General features: G+C 59.5%; 18 protein-coding genes and 2 tRNA genes. 10 read left to right on the forward strand and 10 right to left on the reverse strand.

All coding sequences use genetic code 11. The features are described 5' to 3' along the window. Together GSQ94_RS18870 and GSQ94_RS18875 are read right to left on the reverse strand one after the other, a co-directional pair. Positions 1-921 (reverse strand): DHH family phosphoesterase (locus GSQ94_RS18870; RefSeq protein ID WP_174240964.1); only part of this gene is annotated, 921 nt, incomplete at its 3' end. A 9-nt stretch (positions 922-930) separates the two neighbouring features. After that, the gene (locus GSQ94_RS18875; protein ID WP_158945432.1) at positions 931-1,389 is read right to left on the reverse strand and encodes a hypothetical protein; all 459 of its coding nucleotides are present in this window, start codon (positions 1,387-1,389) and stop codon (positions 931-933) included. A 90-nt stretch (positions 1,390-1,479) separates the two neighbouring features. Between GSQ94_RS18875 and GSQ94_RS18880 the strand changes: the two genes are divergently transcribed. The 5 genes from GSQ94_RS18880 (at position 1,480) to GSQ94_RS18900 (ending at position 2,728) form a co-directional block, all read left to right on the forward strand. Next, positions 1,480-1,848 carry a ferredoxin gene (locus GSQ94_RS18880; RefSeq protein WP_158945399.1) on the forward strand — a complete coding sequence of 123 codons (369 nt, stop codon included), beginning with the start codon at positions 1,480-1,482 and terminating at the stop codon, positions 1,846-1,848. 49 nt (positions 1,849-1,897) lie between these two features. After that, complete coding sequence (locus GSQ94_RS18885) at positions 1,898-2,176, forward strand: DUF507 family protein (RefSeq protein ID WP_158945400.1); 279 nt, start codon at positions 1,898-1,900, stop codon at positions 2,174-2,176. Continuing rightward, positions 2,173-2,448, forward strand: coding sequence for a DUF507 family protein (locus GSQ94_RS18890; protein ID WP_158945401.1), 276 nt, complete (start codon positions 2,173-2,175; stop codon positions 2,446-2,448). The genes GSQ94_RS18885 and GSQ94_RS18890 overlap by 4 nt, the downstream gene beginning before the upstream one ends. Before the next feature lie 99 nt (positions 2,449-2,547). Beyond that, a tRNA-Glu gene (locus GSQ94_RS18895) sits at positions 2,548-2,624 on the forward strand. Positions 2,625-2,651: 27 nt separating this feature from the next. After that, positions 2,652-2,728 (forward strand) — tRNA-Glu (locus tag GSQ94_RS18900). Positions 2,729-2,787: 59 nt separating this feature from the next. Here GSQ94_RS18900 and GSQ94_RS18905 read toward each other — a convergent pair. Next, entirely contained in the window at positions 2,788-3,657 is an 870-nt protein-coding gene (locus GSQ94_RS18905; protein ID WP_158945402.1) for a DUF1080 domain-containing protein, read from the reverse strand. Positions 3,658-4,620: 963 nt separating this feature from the next. On the opposite strand from GSQ94_RS18905, the gene miaB reads away from it, so the two are divergent. From miaB to GSQ94_RS18920, 3 genes are all read left to right on the forward strand, one after another. Beyond that, entirely contained in the window at positions 4,621-6,003 is a 1,383-nt protein-coding gene (gene miaB, locus GSQ94_RS18910) for a tRNA (N6-isopentenyl adenosine(37)-C2)-methylthiotransferase MiaB (RefSeq protein WP_158945403.1), read from the forward strand. A 50-nt stretch (positions 6,004-6,053) separates the two neighbouring features. Then, positions 6,054-6,527, forward strand: a complete 474-nt coding sequence (locus tag GSQ94_RS18915) for a bifunctional nuclease family protein (protein WP_158945433.1) — start codon at positions 6,054-6,056, stop codon at positions 6,525-6,527. A 105-nt stretch (positions 6,528-6,632) separates the two neighbouring features. Further along, on the forward strand, positions 6,633-7,730 hold the full coding sequence (locus tag GSQ94_RS18920; RefSeq protein WP_158945404.1) for a glycosyltransferase family 9 protein: 1,098 nt from the start codon (positions 6,633-6,635) through the stop codon (positions 7,728-7,730). A 7-nt stretch (positions 7,731-7,737) separates the two neighbouring features. Here the strand turns inward: GSQ94_RS18920 and aroA are convergent, their stop codons facing one another. Next, a complete protein-coding gene (aroA, locus tag GSQ94_RS18925; RefSeq protein WP_371417568.1) occupies positions 7,738-9,027 on the reverse strand; it encodes a 3-phosphoshikimate 1-carboxyvinyltransferase in 1,290 nt (429 codons plus the stop codon). Positions 9,028-9,180: 153 nt separating this feature from the next. Next, positions 9,181-10,851: a hypothetical protein gene (locus GSQ94_RS18930; RefSeq protein ID WP_158945406.1), complete on the reverse strand. Its 1,671-nt coding sequence runs from the start codon at positions 10,849-10,851 to the stop codon at positions 9,181-9,183. A 337-nt stretch (positions 10,852-11,188) separates the two neighbouring features. Between GSQ94_RS18930 and GSQ94_RS18935 the strand changes: the two genes are divergently transcribed. Continuing rightward, complete coding sequence (locus GSQ94_RS18935) at positions 11,189-12,058, forward strand: DUF2076 domain-containing protein (RefSeq protein WP_158945407.1); 870 nt, start codon at positions 11,189-11,191, stop codon at positions 12,056-12,058. A gap of 81 nt (positions 12,059-12,139) precedes the next feature. Here GSQ94_RS18935 and GSQ94_RS18940 read toward each other — a convergent pair whose 3' ends face one another. The 4 genes from GSQ94_RS18940 to GSQ94_RS18955 form a co-directional block, all read right to left on the reverse strand. Further along, complete coding sequence (locus GSQ94_RS18940; RefSeq protein ID WP_158945408.1) at positions 12,140-14,029, reverse strand: SpoIIE family protein phosphatase; 1,890 nt, start codon at positions 14,027-14,029, stop codon at positions 12,140-12,142. A gap of 155 nt (positions 14,030-14,184) precedes the next feature. Then, entirely contained in the window at positions 14,185-14,979 is a 795-nt protein-coding gene (gene deoC / locus GSQ94_RS18945) for a deoxyribose-phosphate aldolase (protein ID WP_158945409.1), read from the reverse strand. 48 nt (positions 14,980-15,027) lie between these two features. After that, on the reverse strand, positions 15,028-16,620 hold the full coding sequence (locus GSQ94_RS18950; protein ID WP_158945410.1) for a UdgX family uracil-DNA binding protein: 1,593 nt from the start codon (positions 16,618-16,620) through the stop codon (positions 15,028-15,030). Further along, positions 16,621-17,853: a putative DNA modification/repair radical SAM protein gene (locus GSQ94_RS18955; protein ID WP_158945411.1), complete on the reverse strand. Its 1,233-nt coding sequence runs from the start codon at positions 17,851-17,853 to the stop codon at positions 16,621-16,623. Between the two features lie 107 nt (positions 17,854-17,960). Here GSQ94_RS18955 and GSQ94_RS18960 point away from each other — a divergent pair, with 107 nt between their 5' ends. After that, the gene (locus GSQ94_RS18960) at positions 17,961-18,992 is read left to right on the forward strand and encodes an LLM class flavin-dependent oxidoreductase (protein WP_158945412.1); all 1,032 of its coding nucleotides are present in this window, start codon (positions 17,961-17,963) and stop codon (positions 18,990-18,992) included. 73 nt (positions 18,993-19,065) lie between these two features. Here GSQ94_RS18960 and GSQ94_RS18965 read toward each other — a convergent pair. Further along, on the reverse strand, positions 19,066-20,103 hold a 1,038-nt coding region (locus tag GSQ94_RS18965), incomplete at its 5' end, for a glycosyl hydrolase family 79 C-terminal domain-containing protein (RefSeq protein WP_158945413.1).

The following is a 20,103-nucleotide window of genomic DNA, read 5'->3' on the forward strand; positions in this document are numbered from 1 at the left end:
GCGGGGTGCGAGGCGGAAGCCGACTTCGGTGGCGGTTGGAGGACGGTCGGTGGGGATCTGCGCGACCTGAAGAAGAGCGCGGAGGCCGGGCTGCACAGGGTTGCGCAGCTCGCGCAGGCCGAGGGATGCGATGACGCGGTTCTCGCCTTCGAGGGGGACCGAGTCGGCGATCGTGGCGATGGCGACCAGCTTGAGAAACGAGGGAATGAGGCTGCGCTTGAGCCGGTCGCGCTGGTCTTCGGTCTCGGCTGCGGCGAGCAAGAGTGCGTGGGCGAGTTTGAAGGCGACTGCTGCGCCACAGAGAGATTTGAAGGGATAAGGGCAGTCCGTCTGTGCCGGATTGAGGACTGCAACGGCCTCGGGAATGCCGATGACCCCATCGGGAAGGTGGTGGTCGGTGACGATGAGGTCCATGCCGAGGGCTTTGGCCTCTTCTGCTGCGGCGAAGGCGCGGATGCCGGTATCGACGCTGATGACGAGGCGAACCCCTGAGGCGGCAGCTACGCCAAGGACGCCGGTCTGCATGCCGTAGCCTTCGCGGATGCGATGCGGGACGTGGTAGGTAACGGTGGCGGGGTTGTCTTTGGGGGCGATGCGCTCGATGGCTGTTTTGAGGAGAACAGTGGCGGTGGTGCCGTCCACGTCATAGTCGCCGTAGATGAGGATGGGTTCACTCGAGCGGATGGCCTGCTGGATGCGAGCCACGGCGGTGCGCATTCCCAGCATGAGCATGGGGTCGTGGAGGTCGTCGGTCGATGGTGCGAAGAAGATGCGGGCCGATGCGGGGTCGGCGACTCCGCGCGCGACGAGGAGCTGGGCGATGGTCTCTGGGCAGCCAAGTTCTTCCGCAAGCAGCCGAACGGCGTCGCTGTCTGCGGCGCGCGTGATCCATTGCGGAGGCCCGATTTGGGCGGTGGACATGGGGCTCGTTTACTCGTCGCTATCGTCGACTACTATGCCGCCGAGGTCGGTGACTGTCTCCATCAGGTTCTGGAAGCTGTCGTACCAGTCGGTAGCGACCTCGAAGATGAACATGACACCCTGGTGGGCGAAGCCGAGCTGAAGATAGCCGATCTTGCCGACGTGATTCACCAGATATTCGGCGTCGTCGATCTCTTCGGCGTTGTCGTCGGGGAAGCTCTGGTCGCGGAGCTGGTCGAGGAGGATGGCGACGTCGGTCTTTTCGAGGATGACCTCGCTCATGGTGACGAAGGGAGCGCCGGCTGCCTTGGCGTGCTCGACGAAATCCTTCCATCCATCGGGATTTTCTTCTTCGAAGATGACGGTCGGGACGTCTTCTGTAACGTAAGCGTTGAGTCGACGCATGCCGTGGCCGGCGATGAAGGCCACCATGTCGTCTTTAAGCGAGATAAGATTGTCAGGTTGCATTCGTTCCATATTGTCTCAGAAACGCCGGTGCATCGCACGGAAAGGCTCAACCGCTTTCCGGGCGAGGACATGGGCAGGGAAACTAAAAAAATGCCAAAGTTCAAGCATCACGTTTTTATCTGTACTAACGAGCGGGACGAGAGCGCCTCGCGGCCAAGCTGCGCGAATGAGGGCAGTGGGAAGCTGAAGTCGGCCTTCAAGGATGCGGTGAAGGAGGCCGGGCTGAAGGGCCAGGTTCGCGCTAATGAGCTGGGCTGCCTGGACCAGTGCGAGCACGGGCCGGTGGTGGTGGTCTACCCGGATGCGGTCTGGTACGGGTTTGTGCATGTGAAGGATGTGGAGGAGATTGTGAACGAACACCTGGTGCATGGGCGGCCGGTGGAGCGTCTGCGGCTGGCGGATACGTGCCTGAATACGGAGCGTTGCCCACATAAACCGGCACCAAAGCGCAAGGGATGACTCGCGGCGGGATGCAACCTGCTGCGTGGTATATTCGAAGGAAAGTCAAATGATTTTTTCAAAAGATTACGTTGGATACCTGGCGCGCCAGACCGTGAAGCATTTAGTCGCCGAGAAGATGATCCACACCGACAAACCGGCTTTGGTCAATGAGCGCGTTACTGCCGCGATGGTAGACGAGCTGTCGCTGGAGGACCGGATCAACGACGAAGTTCGCGTGATCCTCGAGGCCTTTCAGGACGATATGCGGAAGACCGGCGCGAGCTACCCGGAGATGTTCAAAAAGGTGAAGAACGAACTGGCCCGCAAGTATAAGGCGGTGCTGTGAGAATCTCTCGCGACAAGCTGAACAAACTGGCACACACGGTTGCCGACGCGCTGGCGGAGATCACCGAGGTGGACTTTCTGGAGGATCGGAATACGATTCGGCAGGAGGCGCGGAAGGCGCTCGAAAAGCTATTGATGGAAGAGACGAAGATCGATGCGGCGGCACGGTTGAAGATCGCTTCGCAGCGGAAGATCATCGTGGAAGGGTCGCAGGAGTGGGACATCCTGTACCGCAAGTACTACAACGACGAGGTGAAGAAGCTGGGGTTGTAAGAGCTTCTTTTTGAGGGTGGCGCGCTGGTTCGGCAGCGTCTTTAGCTGGTATAATTTGTTTATCGCGAGTGGATGCAGTTCCTCTCCTGTTTGGTATCTGGCGTCATGGTGTAACTGGTTAACACGCCGCCCTCTCAAGGCGGAGAGTACGGGTTCGATCCCCGTTGACGCTACCAATTCCTTCCATCTGCAAATCGTGTTTTGGCGCCATGGTGTAACTGGTTAACACGCGGCCCTTTCAAGGCTGAGAGTCCGGGTTCGAGCCCCGGTGGCGCTACCAAACCCTTCTAAATCAAATCAATGTGCCCTGTGGTGGCAGCGTCTTGGGGACGGTGCGATTCAGCCGATAGCCTTGACCTCGAGTCTGCGGAACCAGATCTCGGCGTACTCGATCTCTAGAGCGATCTTGCCACGCGTTAGCGGGATGAACTTGCCGGGATTCGCTGGGTCCGGTTGCTGCAGTTGTGTAATGACGTTGACGCAGCGGCCGTTGATGATATGCGCGGCGCGGTCTCCCTGCCAGAGCACCTCGACTGTATTCCAGCCGTCCAGCATCTCGAAGTTTCCGTCCTTGATCTTGCGGCCCGTGCTCGGCTCTTCCGTGCTGGGCTTTCCGGCGGCTTTGGCGGCTTCGCTGTCGGGCGCAGGCCAGCCATGGGTCAGACTTAAGCCCTGGCCGAAGAGGCCAGCGCCATGCGAAGACTGCACGCCACGAATGCCGTCCACCAGAAAGAAGTCGCCGACATCGCCTTCTTCAATCTGGCACTCCACGCAGCGCGGCCATACCTTGTCTTCACCCACCAGCCCGTACAGCAGCCCGTTGTCGCGCTTGCTGATCGTGCGCGGCGCAAACTGTTTGACGCCCCACTTGTACTCCAGGCGGATGCGCACGTTTTCAAACTCCTGGTGCGTCGCCAGGTAGCCTGCCTCGTATTCGGTGTCGTCCACGTCAGCGCCCATGATGTGGAGCATCTCGTTCTCCACAGTCACGATGCGCTTCTTCTCCGCCACGCCCTTGCCGCTCTTCTGAAGCATGGAATACCAACCAGTCAGGTCTCGATCATTGATTAACGAGATCCATCCGTCGGCACCGGGCTGAGGCAGCGTCAGCCGGGGCGGTGCAGCCTGCGCAAAAGTTGCAAGAGGCAGCAGCGTGGGACCCAGCGCAAGCGTACTCATCCCCTTCAATACGTGTCGGCGGTTAATCATGCAGTTTCCTCACAATTCAAAGATAGGTACAACCGTTAGGTTCGTCAGGGGCGTCGAGCCTCTCGCCAGCGATCCATTCCATAGTATGGTGCGCTGGCAACTTGTGTGCGGTCTGCATTGACTTGCCAGGATCGGGTTTGCCGAAAACGCCATTTATGTGGAGCTTCATTTGAACAGATGTCTATAAGGCTGGAGAAGAGGCAGACGGATGAAAGTTACTTTCAGTTTCCCCGCCGATCTGGCCTTCTACTGCTTTTTTTCTCAAAAGAGCGCTGACTTCGATTGCCCCAAGCCGGTACACGATCAAAACAAACTATGACAGCAGCGATCAAGAGGACTTCAAGATGTTCCACATCTGGAAGTGCAAGCTGCAATCGCCGACTATTTGTTTTGTCGTCAATCGAAACTGAAAGCTTCGTATTACTCGTTAATGCTGTGTTTAGAAACGTTTGGAGGTCTGGCGTCACTATAGGCATGGGCATGATCGTTTATGTCCGCAGACACGAAAATAATGAAAAGGTGGTCTATAGGAATGCCAACGGATCAATGCCAGCCTCTGTCTCTTCGGACTTTTGCGATTCCCCCAGGTTGTGACGACGGGATGGTACTCGCACACACTTTCTTAGAGGCTGCCAGCGAGTGTGTGAACAATTTGGGCATAGGCAGAACCACCGGGAACCTAGCAACACTTCTTCTTGCTCACAAGGCGATGGTTCAGCACGCTGACTGGTGCAGGAGATGTAACGAAGTTTCTGTGAGTCGCAAGACGATTGTGTCTCGAGATGAGCTTTGTTGAGTCGTCGGCACTCTGCCCAAGCGAATTGTCACCGTCCAGTTGCTTATGGGCTCGCTCTCACGTGTCTGCCTGATTGTGTCTGAGAGTAGAGGCCGTTGCGCATGCAGTTGCCGGTCATCAGCCATCAGCCATCAGTCATCGGTTGGCGACCGGATATACTGATAGATGTGAGTAAGACTTTTTATATTGAGACGTTTGGCTGCCAGATGAATGCCCATGACTCGGAGAAGGTCATTGGGACGCTGGAGCAGCAGGGCTATGCCCGTGTGCAGGATGAGGATGCCGCAGGGTTGATCCTGTACAACACCTGCTCGATTCGCGATAAGGCGGAACAGAAGGTGTTTCATCGTCTGAACGAGTACAAGAAGCTGCAGGGCGAGGGGAAGAAGTTCGCCGTGCTGGGGTGCGTGGCGCAGCAGGAGGGCGAGAAGATCTTCGATAAGGCTCCTTATGTTTCGATGGTGGCCGGGTCTGCGTCGTACCGGAACCTGCCGGAGATGCTGCGGCGGCTGGAGGCCGGGGAGGAGCGGATTACCGGGCTCGACGACCGGCAGACGGACCTGACGTTTGAGACGGAGTTTACGGCGCGGTCGAATCCGCATCGCGGGTACATCACGATTATTGAAGGCTGTGACAAGTTTTGCGCCTACTGCGTGGTGCCTTATACGCGGGGCAAGGAGCGCAGCCGGACTGCGGCTTCGGTGCTGGTGGAGGCGCGGAAGATGGTGGATCTTGGGTTCACCGAGATTCAGTTTCTGGGGCAGAATGTGAACTCGTACCGCGATCCTTCGGGGCGGATGTCGTTTGCGGAGCTGCTGGTGGCGGTGGGCGAGCTGCCGGGGATTTGCAGGGTTCGGTTTACGACGTCGCATCCACGCGACTTTACGAAGGACATTGTGCAGGCGATCGACGATACGCCGACGCTCTGCGACCATATTCATCTGCCGGTGCAGTCGGGTTCGACGGCGGTGCTAAAGGCGATGTCGCGGGAGTATACGCGGGAGTGGTATCTCGAACGGATGAGCTGGATCAAAGCGGCGAAGCGGGATATCAGCATCACCAGCGACATGATTGTGGGGTTTCCCGGCGAGACGGATGCGGACTTCGAGCAGACCATTACGCTGGTGGGCGAGGTGAAGTACGACGCGGTGTTTGCGTTCAAGTTTTCGCCTCGGCCGAATACACCGGCGGTGACGATGGCGGACAGCATTCCCGATGAGGTGAAGTCGGAGCGGCTGCGGATTTTGATGGATCGCCAGCGGGAGATTCAGCGCGAGCACTATGGACGGCATCTGGGTGAGGTGCAGGAGGTGATGGTGGAGAGCTATAACCCATCGCGCAACCAGGTGGTCGGACGGAGCTCGCAGAATAAGACGGTGAACTTTTCGACAGCGCAGATTGTGCAGGCGCAGCCTCCGATTGGGAGCTATCTGCCGGTGCGAATTACGCAGACGCTGCCGAACTGTTTAGTGGGAGAGGCGATTGCGGATGCGGACCCTCTGGCTTATATTGCGGTGCAGCGTGTTTCGGACTTTGTGGTGCTGAATTGATAAATCCTGCTTCGGCTCAATCCGTCGTTCAGACTCCCGATGAGGTGGAGATGCAGATTCGCGGGCTGATGATGGACCCGGTGACGAATATGCCGATCATCGTGTTGAAGGATGTGGGGAGCGACCTAGTGCTGCCGATCTGGGTGGGAATCTTCGAGGCGAATGCGATTGCGCTGGAGCTAGAGAAGACGGCGACGCCAAGGCCGATGACGCATGACCTGTTGCAGAATATGGCTCGCGGGTTGAATGCAGAAGTGCGCAAGGTGGTGGTTTCGGAGTTGCGGGATGACACGTTCTACGCGGTGATCTGGATGGATCATGCGGGCGAGACGGTGACGATGGATGCGCGGCCTTCCGATGCGATTGCGCTGGCGCTGCGTTGGGATTGCCCGATCTATGTCAACCGCGAGGTGCTGGAGAACTCGAAGCAGGCCGCCAGCGGGTCGCCCAATGTAAACGCCGAGGAGATGCGGCGTTGGCTTGAGAATCTGAACGACGACGATATGGGCCGCTACAAGATGTAGCTTGCGCCGGCGCGAACGGTACTAACGAGTCTATTTCCAGGGGAAGCTCTCCGCATGATGGTACGCTCGCTGCTTGCTTTGGAAAGACTATGGCGAGGTGGATCCGTGCAGAGTGATCCTGCCAGGGCGAAGAGGGTGCTGATCCTGGAGTATCAGCTTCCGCTGGGGTGCTGCGTCCATATGACGCCGGTGTTTGAGGCTCTGAAGCGCTGCAGGCCGGAGATAGAGATCGCGGTTGCGACGCTTGGGCTTGGGTGCGAGGTACTGCGCTACTCTCCGTTTGTCGATCATCTGATTGAAACTTCGAATCCGTACGACGATCTGCGCGGTGCGGTTGGAAGGCTACGGTCGGAGCTGCGCAGGCTGCAGTTCAAGCCAGAGTGCGTCCTGACCGGCGCCTCGGATCAGAGGACGAAGATTGCCCTGATGGGTTTGTTGGGATCGAGCGGATGGCGCGGCGGCTACACGGTGCAGGATGCGCTCTACCATCATCCGCTGGTGTACGACAAAGCGATCAGTTTGATCGATAGAAACCTAAAGCTGGCGAGGCTTTTGGGGTGTGAACCAGATGCGTTCGAGCCACGGCTCTTCTTCTCGCGCAGAGATGCAGATGCGGCGAAAGTGTTGTTGGAGAGTGCTAATCCGACGCGACTTCCGTTGGTGGCGATGGTTACACAAAACAGCGGCGGGCAGAGAACGGGGTGGCGCAAGGAACACTTTGCCCAAGTGATCCGGCATACCTCCGAAAGGCTTGGCAGCGCGGTGATTTATGTCGGCACTGCTGTCGATGGTGAGGCGATCGAAGAGATACGGGCGAGTGCGGGTGGGGTCGGGGTTTCGCTTGCGGGGAAGACGAGTGTCGCGGTGCTGGCGGCGGTGCTCTCACGTTGCGATGCGATGGTTTCTCTGGATACGGGGACGATGCATGTTGGGCGGGCGGTAAAGACGCCGATGGTGGTGCTGGGGCCTTCGTGGCAGAAGCCGATTGAGTGGCTGCCGCTTGCTTCTGCCAACGCAAGGGTATTGCGTGGGGCTGACCGGGAGACGGTGCCGGAAGATTACAGGCTCGACGAGATCTCACCTGAGGTAGTGATTGCCGCATTGGATGATCTCTTCGCGACGTATCGGCCGAGCGAGGCAGATCGTGAGAGTCGTACTGAGTCAAGCTTGTCCTCTGTGGATCATCTGCCTTCGCGCGGTTAGAGGGTGATCAGCGTTGACAGAGATCCTCAAGGTGCTTGAAGAACTCGGGGAAGCTGATGGCGGCAGACTCTGCGCCGTGGATCTCTGTGTCGCCGGTGGCGCGTAGCGCTGCGATGGAGAAGGCCATGGCGATGCGATGATCGCTGCCGGAGTCGATCTGTGCGCCGTGAAGCTGCTGCTTGCCGGGAATGACCAGGCCATCCTCGTGTTCGGTGAAGGTGGCTCCCATGGCGCGGAGGTTTTTAGCGACGAGGGCGATGCGGTCTGACTCCTTGACGCGAAGTTCTTTGGCGTCACGGATGGTGATGCCGTCGCTGGTGTAAGGGGCGATGGCGGCGAGGACGGGGAGCTCGTCGATGAGCTGCGCAGCGAGCGCTCCCTCGATGTGCATGCCGCGGAGTCCGTTCGGAGAGGCGTTGACCTGGATGGTGCCGATGAGTTCGCCGTACTGCTCTTCGACGTTGAGAACTTTGATCTTTCCGCCGAGTGCGGTGATGACATCGAAGAGGGAGGCGCGTGTTGGGTTCATGCCGATGCCGTCGAGCACGAGATTGGAGTCGGGGAAGAGAAGCGCCGCGCAGAGGAAGAAGGCAGCGGAGGAGATGTCGCCGGGAACGGTGGCATCGATTGCCTTGAGGGTCTGATGTCCGGGGATGCTCAGTTTTTCGCCATCGCGTGTGAGTGTGGCTCCAAAGGCGCGCAGGGCATGCTCGGAGTGATCGCGCGTTCGAATGGACTCGGTGAGGCTGGTGGTGCCGTCGGCTTGTAGTCCGGCGAAGAGCACCGCGGTCTTGACCTGAGCGCTGGGGATCGGAGTGTCGAAGTCGATGGCGTGAAGGGTGCCGCCATGGATGGTGACGGGTGCGTGGCCGTCGATCAGGTCGATCTTTGCGCCCATCTGGCTGAGCGGTTTGCGAATGCGCTCCATCGGACGATTGGTGAGCGAGTGGTCGCCGATAAGCGTGAAGGTATGAGGGTGTGGAGCGATGAGTCCGGCGAGCATGCGCATGGTGGAGCCGGAGTTACCGCAGTCGAGTGGCGCGGCCGGCTGGCGGAAGCTGCCTGCGGTGCCGGTGATCTCGATGGTCCTGTCTTCCTTGTGGACGACGGTGGCTCCGAGGGCTTGCATGCAGGCAAGCGAGGAGTGGGGATCGGCGCCGGTGGAGAAGTTGGAGAGGCGGGTGGTGCCCTCGGCAATGCCGGCCAGCATGGCGTAGCGGTGTGAGATGGATTTGTCACCGGGGAGAGTGAGGGAGCCTTGCAGGGTGCGGGCTGGGCGGATCGTTTGCGTCGACATTGATTCCATTCTAGGGGATGCCGGGGGCGTTTTGTTCTGTGTCTCAACTCCCGATTGATCAGGCAGGATGGAAGAGCAGCAAGTAAAAAAGATCGCGGCGGAGAAAAGAATCTCCACCGCGATCGGTGATAAAGAACTTTACTTTATACGTTTTTATTTTGTTCCCGGAGTAAAGGAGACGCCGCGGAAAACCTCTGCGAAGTCAGCTTTGCGGATGACGTGGAACTTCTCTTTGGCGGCCTTGGCGACTTCGGTATTGGAGAGGTCGTCGGTGATGGCGATCAAGCGGTTGGGATCGGCACCGGTGTCTCCATTGCCGCTGATGGTGGAGGTAATGCCGTAGATCGTAACGGTGCCGCTGCGGTCTACCTGGCCGGTAATGTTGCGGACGCCGTCGGTAGCTGGAGCCCAGGGAAGATTGGTTACAGGGTTGTTGCCTGTTGGGTACTTGTTGATGGTGTAAGGAACGCCAAGCTCAAGGCCGTTCTGCAACGTGTAGGCGAGGTTCCAGGTTTGGGTCGAGGAGTTGAAGATCCACTTCTGAATGCCAGCGGCTGTCTGTGCGGCAGCATGGGTGTAGAGAGTGGTGTCGCCTGTGAAGCCGTCACCTTCGTCGGTGACGTAAAGGGTGTCTGCATTAGCGAACCAGAGTCCGAAGGGAGCGGCGACCGGGTTGGCAGTCTTTGCCAGCGCTGTCGGGAAGCCGGCGAGGATGCACATGTTGCTCGGCAAGCCTGCGGTTTGGAGGGTTGCTGCGTCATAGGCGAGAGGAGAGATGGGCAGGGTTGCTCCGACGGCCGGAACTCCTACACCTTTGGGGCATGCCGTGCCAGTGGTGTCGATGAAGTACACGGTGTTGACGCCGTTACTTCCGCTACCCTTGGTGAAGTAGACGACGTTGTTAAAGATGGTCAGACCGCGGAAGTTATCATCCTTACCGATCTTGTCGGCCTTGTCGCCGAGTTCGGTGACGGAGAAGCTGGCGACCGGGGTGGGAGCGGTGGGGGTCTGAAAGCTCTCCGGCGCCTTCGAGGGATCGATGATCTGCGCACCAGCGCCGAGGATGATGCCGTTGGGTTGCGGGTTGGCGCCGTTGCCTGCGTTGCCGGTGGTGTAGAAGAAGTCTGCTCCGCGGGTGTTGTTGAGGATGGCGGCACGTCCGTTGTTGCCGCTGTAGGCGTTGGTTTCGGTAAAGGTGAACTTGCCGGAACGGTTGACCGTGGCGACGGCACGATAGTAGTTGATGCCCACAGGGTTGGAGGGATCGACGGCGCCGGGGGTGTTGGAGTTGGAGACGTCGATAGCATCGATGGGTGCGACGTAGCCCATAAAGGTGAGGAGTTTGCCATCCGTGGAGAGATTGAGTGCGATCTCCGATTTTGAGCTGAAGCTGGTCACGAGCTGATTGCTCTCGCTCCGGATGTTTCTCAGGGAGCTGTTGGGTACTTCTAGACTGTCAAGGAGGAAGCCCGAGGGCGTGACCTGGTCGAGATAGATCTTGGAGGTGATGCCGAAGCTGGCGTCGACGGTGACGTTATTGAAGACAAAGGGATAACTGCCGTTGTCGATGGCAGCGACGCAGGGTCCGACGGTGTTGGCGCAGTTCGGGGGGAGCAAGGCTCCAATCTTTACGTTGTTGACGTTGTTGTTGTAGAGGCTACGGCTGACTACGAGATTATCGGGATAAAAGTGGATACCGGCTTCAAGTTCGGGCTCCTGCGCAACTGCTGGAAGACTGACGGCAAGGGCTCCTAAGGAAAGAGCGACGACTCCCGTTAGGAGCGGCTGCCAGGAACTTTTTGACTTTGGAAAAATGGGCTGCATGGTGTCTCCAAGTGTTAATTTTTGTGCTGAGTTACAGAGAGGACTTTATGCCGATTGTGTTAGAAGCTGGTGAATCTCAAGGAACCCTGAAAGGGGGCTGCGACGGTTAGGATGGATGACTACGCCTGCGGTTTTTTTGAAGAGTGAACGAAAGTAAGCCGGGTTGCGTAGGTTGTCTTGAGAGTGGCGCGAAGCATCCTATCAGCGTTGAGACGGATGTTATTTCTACCGCCACTTGTTGTTGATGTCGACGTTATGGCGTGCTGTACGTCCATTGGAAGCGCCAGATTTATGAGGCGGTGAGTAGTTGGTGCAGGACAACGGAAAAGGATGACAGATGACTCCTCAGGAACAGGACATGATTGGCGGTCTGATCGACCGCATTCAAAAGACGCAGCTTGCAGAGAAGGATACGGACGCGGAGCAGATGCTGCAGCAGGGTTTGGGACGCAATCCGGATGCGTTGTACATTCTGGCGCAGACGGTTCTAGTGCAGAAGTATGCGTTGGATCAGGCGCAGTCGCAGTTGGCAGATGCCAAGGCGCAGATGGCGCAGATACAGCAGCATCCTGAGCCTAAGCATGCAACGAGCTTTCTGGGGAGTCTGCTGGGGCGGAATGACGCTCCTGCGCCGCCACCCCCGCCTCCGCCTCAGGGCTATCAGCAGGTCCCATCGTATCCGCAGTATGCCCCGGTGGGCGGCGGGTATGGCGCACCTCCTCCGCAGTATGGCGCACCGCAGGGTATAGGAGGCGGCGGGTTTTTCCAGGGCGCTCTGCAGACAGCGGCTGGAGTGGCCGCAGGCGCGCTTGCGTTCGAGGGCGTCGAGTCGCTCATGCATGGGTTCGGCCACGCGGCGGGATACGGCGGCGGCTCGGGCCTTGGGGGTTTCGACGGCGGCCAACGGCCAACCGAGGAGATCGTCAACAACTACTATGGCGACGACCACGGCGGCCGTGGCGATAGCGGCAGCCACGATGCTTCGAGCGCAGAGCGGACAGAAGGCGATCGCGAGGACCGCGACTTTAATGGGAAGGATGACTCCAGCGGCAGCAACTCGCTCTACGACGCGAGTGACGACAGTTCGAGTGATGACAGCTCGTCAAACTTCGACGACAGCTCGGACGATGCATCGCTCGACGACGGCGGAGGTGACTTCGGGGATGATGGATCGGGATCAGGCGGAGACGATAGCAACTTTGCCTAAACAGCGCAGCAGCTATTGGTTGGTAGACTTCGTGGGTTCTGAAGACCGCTGACGGGTGGTCTTCAGAGCTAGTCCACGTCGCTAGTCTGGGTTCGGCTCTCGGGCGCGCAGGATGACGATGGTCTCGTCGTCGAAGTGATCTGTTCCGGCCTGGAAGTCGGTGACAGCCTGCAGGATGGCATCCACAGTTGACTGCGCGGTGGCATGGTGTTGGGACTCGAGGAGGTGAATCAGGCGCTCGTCGCCGAACATCTCCCCGGTGGCGTTGATGGCGTCGACGATGCCGTCGGAGAAGAAGACGATGAGGTCGCCCGGCTGGGTGGAGAGGGTGAACTCCTCGTACTCAGCGTTGGGAAAGAGGCCTAGCGGGAAGCCCTCTGCCTGTATGGTGCGGACGCTCGGCGGCTTGGTGACGTCTGAGTTCGCGGCGACGAAGAGAGGCTGAACGGAGCCTGCGTTCGCGATCTGGAGGGTCTGATTGCTGTCGTCCCAGACGGCCATGAGCATGGTGACGTACTGGGAGTCGAGCTTGCGCTCTTGAAGCTGATCGTTGAGCGCGACCAGCATCGCGGCGGGGGAGAGATGCTGTGGCGCGAGAGAGCGCAGAATGCCGCTGACCAGGGCGGCGTAGAGGGCAGCCGGAGCGGCTTTGCCGCTGACGTCTCCCACGGCGAGCGCGATGCGTCCGGGACCATAGTCGAGGTAGTCGTAGACATCGCCTCCGATGGATCGCGCGGCGACAAACTGGGCTGCGATCTCGGCGCGCTCCAGTTTTGGGGGATGCGAGGGCATCAGGCGGAGCTGAACCTTGCGTGCCATATCGAGGTCGCGTTCCATGCGCTGCTCTTCTTCATGGATGCGTTGGTAGAGCTTCGCATTGGCGATGCTGATGGCGACCTGCGAGGCGAGGGTGGAGAGCGTTCGCTGGTGGTCCTCGTTGTAGTAGTTGACGCGGGTGTGTTCGAGATCCAGCACTCCGATGACTTCACTCTTGTAGACGAGTGGGATAGCAAGCTCGGAGCGGACCTCGGGGTTGGCTTCGACGTAGCGCGGATCTTTGCGTACATCGGGGGCGAGGATAGGCTCGCGCAGTTGGGCAGAGGTGCCGATGAGGCCTTCGCCGAGGGCGATGGTACGCTCCCGCGTGACGCGCTCGCCGAAGCGAGACGAGAAGCGGTGCTCGAAGAGCTGGGTGCGGTCGTTCCACAGAAGGATGGTGAACATGTGGAAGTCGATGACACGCTTGAGGAGATGGCCGATACGCTCCAGCAGATCGTCGGGGTCGAGGATGCTGGTGATCTCGCGGGAGATCTCGTTGAGGACGCCAAGGGTCTGTGCCTGCCGCGAGACACGGGTGTAGAGCCGCGCGTTTTCGATGGCGACTGCCATACGCGAGGCCACCAGCTCAAGGATGCGCTGGTGCTCCATGGTGAAGTAGCCGACAGACTCCGATTGCAGGTCGAGCACCCCGATGACCTTATTCTTGACGACAAGCGGCACGGCGAGCTCGGATCGCACCATCGGATTGGCGTCGATGTAGTTTTCCTGGGTCCTTACGTCTTCGACGAGCAGGGACTTGCGATGCAACGCGGCCTGCCCCGAGACTCCGCGTCCCAGCTTGATGCGCATACGCTCGATCTCGGTGGTGTGGCCGATCTGGAAGCGCATGCGGAGGTCTCCGGCGCGTTCGTTGATCAAAAGGATGGCGAAGATCTTGTAGTCGATGACGGCGCGGACAAGGTCGGCCACCCGGTGCATCAGCGTGTTCAGGTCGAGAGTGCTATTGAGAGCGTCGGCGAGGCTGTGGAGAAAATCAACCTGGAGGGGCTCAACACGGATCTTCGGGTCTGCAGCATGAGGGTGGAAGAGCTGCGGGGCAGGAGGACGGTAGTCGCCTTCGTAATGCTGCTCGGGCGCAGGCGCTTCGGGGCCGGTGGGTGGGGAGCTGCTCGATTTGGCGGATGAGGGCATTCTGCTTTGCGTTGATATTACCGGGTGAGGTCGGGTTTGGGGAGTGGCTGGATTGGAATGACTAGCGAATCCCTGACGTTGCCGGAACACCACGGAGAGAAATCATCTCTGCCGATTGCCTTTAGGCATCAGAATAAAATCTGACCAGAGAAGACCTAGTAGCCTGGATTCGCCGAAGGGGTGCCTTCGACGGCATTGCCGGCCAGCTCGTTGACGATCTTGACGCTGGCGCTGGCTCCAATGCGGGAGGCTCCGGCACGTAGCATCGTGGTTGCGTCGGCAAGAGAACGGATGCCTCCAGAGGCTTTGACGCCTGCGCGCGCGCCGGCTACCCCACGCAGCAGGCCGATGTCATCGGCGGTGGCTCCGCCGGTGGAGAAGCCAGTGCTGGTCTTGAGGAAGTCTGCGCCGGCCGATAGGGCAAGCTCCGAGGCACGCAGCTTCTCCTCAAACGTGAGGAGGCAGGTCTCAAGGATCACCTTCACGATCGCTCCTTCTGCGTGAGCGATCTCCACCACGCCGTGAATATCCTGTCGGATAGCCTCGTAGTCGGCGGACTGGCCGGACTTGAGCAGGCCCACATTGAGGACCATGTCGATGTCATGAGCGCCGTGTTTGAGCATATGGGCGGTCTCTTCGCGCTTGGAGACGGACAGCGTCGCGCCGAGAGGGAAGCCGATGACCACGCCGACTGGGATACCGGTGCCCTGAAGCGCGGCTGCGGCGAGCGAGACCCAGGTGGGGTTGATCATGGCGCAGGCGAAGCGGTGTTCGGCGGCTTCGTGGCAGAGCTGGAGAACCTGGGTGCGGGTCGCGTCAGGCTTCAGGAGCGTGTGATCGAGGACGGCGGCTAGGTTCTGCGGGGAGGACAGCGTGTAGGTGGCGAAGGCTGCGGCGTCGAAGTGCTCTGGGCCGTGAGGAAGCGGATCGGTGATCGACAACGTGTTCAAGGAAGTGCTCCTTCGACGAGGGGAGGTGACCGCGCCGGGTTACTTCTATCATACCGGGGAGAGGGCTGGCTTTGCGGCGGCGGTCTGCCAGGCCAGAGCCATGTCGTCGCGGAGAAAGTTGTAGAGCTGCTCGCCCGACTCTTTATCCCGCGCCCGCAGCACGGCGCTGGGGTGAATCGTGGCGATGACCTGGCTTGCATAGGGTGTTTCGAGGATTTTGCCGTGATCACGCATGAGGGCGAAGGTGCCTCCCAGTAACGACTTGGAGGCCGAGGCGCCGAGACATAGGATCACCTGAGGCTTGACCGTGTCGATCTCGGCGAGTAGCCACGGACGGCACGCGGTGATCTCCGACATCCGCGGATTCTGATGGAGGCGGAACTTGCCGCGTTGCACAAACTTGAAGTGCTTTACTGCGTTAGTGAGGTAGATCTTCGAGCGGTCGATGTTGAGCTCGGCCATCGCGCGATCAAGGATTCTGCCAGCGGGGCCGACGAAAGGCTCTCCTTGTAGATCCTCCTGGTCGCCGGGCTGTTCGCCGACGACGAGAAGCCTCGCGTGGGCACCGCCACTACCCGGAACCACCTGGGTGGACTCTTTGTAGAGGTCGCATCCTTTGCATCCCGGCAGAGCGGCGCGGAGCTCTGGCAAGCTGTGATCTTCCGGGACGAAGGGCTGTGCGGAGGGCTGTTGCTGCTGACGTGTGACCATGGCGGAGACTCGGTTTTGAGATTGGGTGATGAGTTGAGGCAGCAGCGAGACCTCCGGCAGATTCTTCCAGTAGCGGACTGGCATCTCGCTGCGCATCATTCCGGGGTTCATGCGTGCGGGGTTATAGATGCTGGCGTAGTAGGAGCGCCAGAGATCTTCGAGCTCGTCTTCGGCGGGTGCGGACTCGCGAGGCAGGCCGGGCGCGAAGGTTAGTTGTTTGATGGCAGGGTCCCAGGAGACCGAGGCGTCTGGAGTAAGAATGGTCCAGCGCATGATGCTGAAGCGCTCGGCAAAGAACGGCGCTGCAAGCGGCAGGATGCGGTGGTCTGGTTGATACCAGGCGATGAAGTGCTCACAGGTATCGGGCTGCGAAGGTGTCGGTGTCGCGAGAGGATCGGGATCGCAGTGAGGGAGCTCGGTGCGGTTGATGCCGAAGGGCGTGGGCGTAGCGAGGACCAGGTGATGCGGCTCAGGTTCGCTGGGCAGCGACTCGTCCACGACGATAGGGCGGGCATTGGGATCGCCTGGTTCGAGGACCAGGCGGAAGCGAAGGAATGCGTGCATCTTGTGCAGGTCGCGGCGGACCTGCGACTCCAGGCGCTCGAGTTCGCCGATGTCGGGATCGACTGAGATCTTGAGCAGGTTGCGGTTGCTCTGCAAGCGATAGAGGATGCGGTAGAGGAGGTTCCAGCGTTGGGGATCGCGATGGGCAGCCGCTACGCTTGCGGATTCGAGGAACGCCTTGGACGTATGCGGTGCGGTGACCGGCACTCCTGTAGGATCTCCCGCTGATTCGAGAGCCAGATCGAGCGTGACGGGCGCGGTGGAATCCTGGAGGTCCAGCTCGTCGGGACGGTAGCCGAGATGAAGCGCCTCTCGTGCGGCCTCGCGCCAAGCGTTGAAGTCGGGTTCGAGAGGGATTCGCTTCATCTATACAGACCCGGTAAGCGCACTACGCGGTGCGAAGAGATCGAGCTGTGTGGTGAGTTGCGGTTTGCTGTCCGTGGGTTGCTGATGGGGAAGATGATCCACCGTGATCAGATATGGCATCGCGTTTTTGATGCGGACGTGCAGCTTCTTCAGGTCATTGAGGAGAAGTTGGTGGTATTTGCGAATGCTCAGAATGCGCTCCACGTTGCGGTAGCCGATGCCGGGGACGCGCAGAAGCGCCTCGCGCGGGGCAGCGTTCACATCGACAGGGAAGAATTCCGGATGGCTCCTGGCCCAGGTCGTCTTGGGATCCTCCGTCAGTGAGAGGTCGGGCGAGTCGGAGGAGGTGAGTTCGCTGGCCTCGAAGCCGTAGAAGCGCATCAGCCAATCGGACTGGTAGAGGCGATGCTCGCGCATCCTTGGAGATGGCTTCAGGGGGAGGCGTGCGTCAGCGGCTGGATAAGGGCTGAAGCCGGTGTAGTAGATGCGGCGCAGCTTGTACTGGCCGTAGAGGTGGGTCGCAGTGGTCAGAATCTCCCGGTCGCTGGCGGTTGTGGCACCGACGACCATCTGGGTCGACTGGCCTGCGGCTGCGAACGCCGGAGCTCGCGAAGACCTGCGACGGTCTTCATCCGCCTCGTCCTTGCGAACGGCGATCTGATTCATCGTGGACTCGATGATTGCGGACTTCTTCTCGGGAGCCAGTTGGACGAGATCCTGCTGGGTGGGTAGCTCGATGTTTGCGCTCAGGCGGTCGGCGAAGAGGCCAGCCTGCTGGATGAGAAGCTCGCTGGCGCCGGGGATGGCCTTGAGGTGAATGTAGCCGCCAAAGTGGTGAACCGCGCGCAGGGTCTTCGCCACCTGAATGAGCTGCTCCATGGTGTAGTCGGGCGACTGGATGATGCCGGAGGAGAGGAAGAGGCCTTCGATGTAGTTGCGCTTGTAGAAGTCGAGCGTGAGGGTGATGACCTCTTCAGGAGTGAAGCGGGCGCGCTGGATGTCGGAGGAGATGCGGTTGACGCAGAAGACACAGTCGTAGGTGCAGAAGTTCGTCAGGAGAATTTTGAGTAGGGAGACGCAGCGTCCGTCAGGCGTGTAGCTGTGGCAGATGCCCATGCCATCGGAGTGGCCAACACCTTTGCCGTTACCGCTGCGCTTTGCGCCCGAGGAGGCACAAGAGGCGTCGTACTTGGCGGCGTCAGCGAGGATCTCGAGTTTTTGCTGAACGTTCATTCGAGGTGCATAAATCTCAGAGATGAGATGCTTGATTATAGCGAATAAAAGGCGAAATATGCTGGAAGCTCTATGGTTCGATTTGAGCGCATCCACATCAAAAGAAAGTGATTAAAGATAGCGGAATTAAAGAGTTGGGGTTTTCGGTGCTGGACCAGTCGCCGGTGCCGGCGGGTAGCACTCCCGGTCAGGCGCTGGCGAACTCGATCGAGCTGGCGAAACTAGTGGACAGGCTTGGGTATCGCAGGTTCTGGATGTCTGAACACCATGCCATGGATACGCTGGCGTGTACTGCGCCAGAGGTGATGCTGGCGCGGATCGGCGCGGAGACAAAGAGAATACGGATCGGGTCGGGCGGGATCATGTTGCCTCACTACACCTCGTTGAAGGTGGCGGAGTGCTTTCGCATGTTGCATGCACTGTATCCGGGCAGGGTAGATCTTGGGATCGGGCGTGCGCCGGGGGGCGGTCCGATCGAGGCGCTGGCGCTCAAACGCGAGCGTAAGACGAGAATGCAGGATGACTTTCCTGAGCAGGTCGGCGAGTTGCTGGCGTTTCTGGGACACAGTTTTCCCGAGGGCCACCCATTTGCCGGGATTCGCGTCTCGCCGGAGATGCCGGGCGCGCCCGATGTGTGGATGCTGGGATCGAGCATGTGGAGTTCGGCCGCAGCCGTGGAGTTTGGTTTGCCTTATTCGTTCGCGCATTTCTTCAGCCCGGTGAATACGCGGGCGGCGATTGAGACCTATCGCAGAGGCTTTACTGAGAGCCTCTACCGCAAGACGCCGGAGGCGACGGTGGCGGTCGGAGTGATCTGCGCTGAGACCCAGGAGGAGGCGGAGTTCCTGTCTTCGAGTGTGCGGCTGTTGCAGCGGAGGATTCGTCAGGGCGATCGCAGACCGATTTCATCGCCTGACGATGCGGTACGCGAGTTGCGGCTGTTAGGCGATATGCCGATGGAAGAAGGGGAGTGGCCAAGGTATTTCGTTGGAACTCCGAAGAAGGTGGGGAGCGATCTGCGGGCAATGGCTGGCGAGTTGGAGATCGAGGAGCTGATTGTGAACACTATCGTGTGGGATCAAAGTAAACGGTTGCGAAGTTACGAGTTGCTGGCGAAGGAGTTTGACCTGAAGCCGTAACGGATCTTTGACTGGGGTTAATTTGCGAAGAGTGCGGCGGCTTGAACGATTGGTTCAAGCCGCCGATTGTTTGCTAGAAGAAGTGGACGATTGCAGCCTGCGCAGCCGGCAGCGTGAAGGTGAAGGTTCCGTTGGTGAGATTCTGCTGTTGTCCGTAACTGCCGGTCCATGTGCCGTCAGTGCCCATGGAAGCACCCCCGAACGTAATGCCGGTGGTCGCGGTGACGTCATTGTTGGCCTGCTGGAGGACGATGACCTGAGCGTGGGTGTATGCGCCGCCAGGAGTGATGGTCGCGGTGACGTTGGTTGCGCCGCTACCGTAGGTTTTATTGATGACATGCAGGGTCTCGCCACCGTTTGTTTCGAGGAGGCCGTAGGCGCTGACGTTTGCGTTGCCAGGGTTGCTGAGTGTTGTCTTCAGCGGCTGACCCTGGCTGCCGTAGTGGAAGGCCCACAGTCCGTAGCCGGGGCCGAGGAGGGTATAGCTGGAGGCCGCACCTACGGGAGAGATGGCGTTGTAGGAGTTGCTCCCGATGGGTCCGTTGTGGAGATTCATGCCTTCCATGTTGGTGGAGTAGGCCATGTAACAGAAGTAGTCCATGGCCCATAGAGCCGCGGCGTAGGTTTCCTGAAAGGCCACGGTACTGCCGCCCTGGTAAGCGCTGTTGGTCTCCTCGATGCGAATGTTGTAACCAGTGTTACTCGCGTTGTCGTTGAACTTGTTGTAGAAGGTCTGGTAGGCGCTGTCGTTGCCTGAAGACAGCAGAGCGGAGACGCCTGCCGCGACGGACGAGTAGCCCGATGCGCCGCCGAGAGGATAGGTATGCACGGTGACAAAGCCGATGGTGGGTTTGAGAGAACCGGTGTAGGTGGGGTCGGTACTGAAAGAGTTTGGAAACGTGCAGCAACCGGAGCTTGAGGGCCCGGTAGACAGGATGGAGCTGTTGATCTGGCTGCGAAAGTCGTTGCTGAGGGTGTCGTACTCGGACTGCCACTGGGTGTAAGAGATTGAGGTAGGGCCGTCGGAGTCGTCGTTGTCGGGCTCGTTGCCAATCTCGATGTTGGTTGGGAAGCTGTAGCTGTGGTTTACGTGCTGGTCGTTATAGAGTCC

It is taken from the genome of Granulicella sp. S190, from assembly GCF_009766095.1.
GTDB lineage: Bacteria > Acidobacteriota > Terriglobia > Terriglobales > Acidobacteriaceae > Edaphobacter.

Coding starts and splice junctions, on each gene's coding strand:
- GSQ94_RS18875 (WP_158945432.1), bottom strand. CDS start 1,389: ATGCAACCTGACAATCTTATCTCGCTTAAAGACGACATGGTGGCCTTC.
- GSQ94_RS18880 (WP_158945399.1), top strand. CDS start 1,480: ATGCCAAAGTTCAAGCATCACGTTTTTATCTGTACTAACGAGCGGGAC.
- GSQ94_RS18885 (WP_158945400.1), top strand. CDS start 1,898: ATGATTTTTTCAAAAGATTACGTTGGATACCTGGCGCGCCAGACCGTG.
- GSQ94_RS18905 (WP_158945402.1), bottom strand. CDS start 3,657: ATGATTAACCGCCGACACGTATTGAAGGGGATGAGTACGCTTGCGCTG.
- GSQ94_RS18915 (WP_158945433.1), top strand. CDS start 6,054: ATGCAGATTCGCGGGCTGATGATGGACCCGGTGACGAATATGCCGATC.
- aroA (WP_371417568.1), bottom strand. CDS start 9,027: ATGTCGACGCAAACGATCCGCCCAGCCCGCACCCTGCAAGGCTCCCTC.
- GSQ94_RS18930 (WP_158945406.1), bottom strand. CDS start 10,851: ATGCAGCCCATTTTTCCAAAGTCAAAAAGTTCCTGGCAGCCGCTCCTA.
- GSQ94_RS18935 (WP_158945407.1), top strand. CDS start 11,189: ATGACTCCTCAGGAACAGGACATGATTGGCGGTCTGATCGACCGCATT.
- GSQ94_RS18940 (WP_158945408.1), bottom strand. CDS start 14,029: ATGCCCTCATCCGCCAAATCGAGCAGCTCCCCACCCACCGGCCCCGAA.
- GSQ94_RS18950 (WP_158945410.1), bottom strand. CDS start 16,620: ATGAAGCGAATCCCTCTCGAACCCGACTTCAACGCTTGGCGCGAGGCC.
- GSQ94_RS18955 (WP_158945411.1), bottom strand. CDS start 17,853: ATGAACGTTCAGCAAAAACTCGAGATCCTCGCTGACGCCGCCAAGTAC.